This is a genomic window from Methylobacterium sp. WL6, from assembly GCF_008040095.1.
Classification (GTDB): Bacteria; Pseudomonadota; Alphaproteobacteria; order Rhizobiales; family Beijerinckiaceae; genus Methylobacterium.
This window is the reverse complement of sequence record NZ_VRVH01000580.1, coordinates 1-1,192: the sequence shown is the minus strand read 5'-3', so window position 1 is coordinate 1,192 and position 1,192 is coordinate 1. Positions and strand designations below refer to the sequence as shown.

The window sequence follows — 1,192 nt, the reverse complement described above, 5'->3', positions numbered from 1 at the left end:
CCCGCGCCGAGCCGGACCACGCGTCTGGGCTTCTTCGCCGGCGCGACGACGGCGACCGGGCCGGGCACGACGCTCGGCATCGCCGGCACGGGCTCGGGGAGCGGCACCGCCTTCTTGGCGGGGCTTTTGGCCGGCGCATGTTTCGGCGTCGGCTTCGCCGCGGCCGGCGCCGCGGGCTCTGGGGCGTCGGCAGCCGGCTTGGCCTTCCGCAACGTCGCGCGGGCGCGCAGCGGCGTGATCAGCTTGGCGATCTCGCCCCAGAGATGGGCATCCTCGCGGGACAGCGCCCGCGGCCGGCGCGGCGGCCTCATGCCGGACGCTCGGATCGCGTGAGGTGAAGCGCGGGTCTCTTCTCCCATGGGAGAGGGAACCGCGCCGTGACGCCCAGGATCCTTCCGGCTTCCACACTCCGACATGCGGACATTCGTTCGTCCGTTCCGGTTCCAGCGAGTCGCGGAAAGCGATGGCATTGGAGCCATGGCGTCGGAGACCAGAACCCCCTCATGGCGCGGCCGGCTTCGGCAGGAGCACGACGAAGCCGGGCTTGGTGTGCAGGTCTCCGGCCGCGACGCCGGCCGCCGCGCCGGTGCCGACGTAGAGGTCGCCGCGGGCCGGGCCGAGGATGGCCGAGCCGGTATCGGCAGCGACCACGAGGTGCCCGCTGCCGGGCTGGCCGGGCAGCCTGCCCTCCAGCCAGAACGGCAGGCCGTAGCGCCAGAGGGTGCCGTCCACCGCCAGGCTGCGGCCGGGGCTGAGGGGCGCGCCGGCCGCGCCCGGCGGCCCCAGGGCGGGATCGGTGACCGGCTCGGTGCGGAAGAAGATGTAGGACGCGTTCATCCGCATCAGCCGGCGGGCGTGGTCCGGGTGCGCGCGCAGCCAGGCGGTCCAGCGGGCGAGGCTGAGGTCGTTCAGGGCGAGGTGCCCCTCCGCCACCAGCAGCTTGCCGATCGAGGTGTAGGGCCGGCCGTTCTTGCCGTCGTAGAGCACGCGGATCGCCGACCCGTCGGGCAGGCGGACGCGGCCGGAGCCCTGCACCTGCAGCACGAACAGGTCGACGGCGTCGCGCAGCCACAGCAGCGGGCGGGTGCGGCCGGCGATCGCCCCGTCCTCGATCGCGGCCCGGTCGGGATAGGCCTCGAACCCGGCCGCCGCCGCGCGCCCGGCGCGCAACGCCGGATCGAGGCCGGGGCGG

Annotated in this window: 1 protein-coding gene and 1 pseudogene; both read right to left on the bottom strand. The window is 75.3% G+C overall.

Annotated features, from left to right (window positions below; all coding sequences use genetic code 11):
• A pseudogene (locus FV230_RS31125) lies at positions 1-311 on the bottom strand (hypothetical protein); the annotation flags it as partial.
• A gap of 190 nt (positions 312-501) precedes the next feature.
• The coding region (locus FV230_RS28530; protein ID WP_187275665.1) for an MltA domain-containing protein at positions 502-1,192 on the bottom strand (691 nt) is incomplete at its 5' end.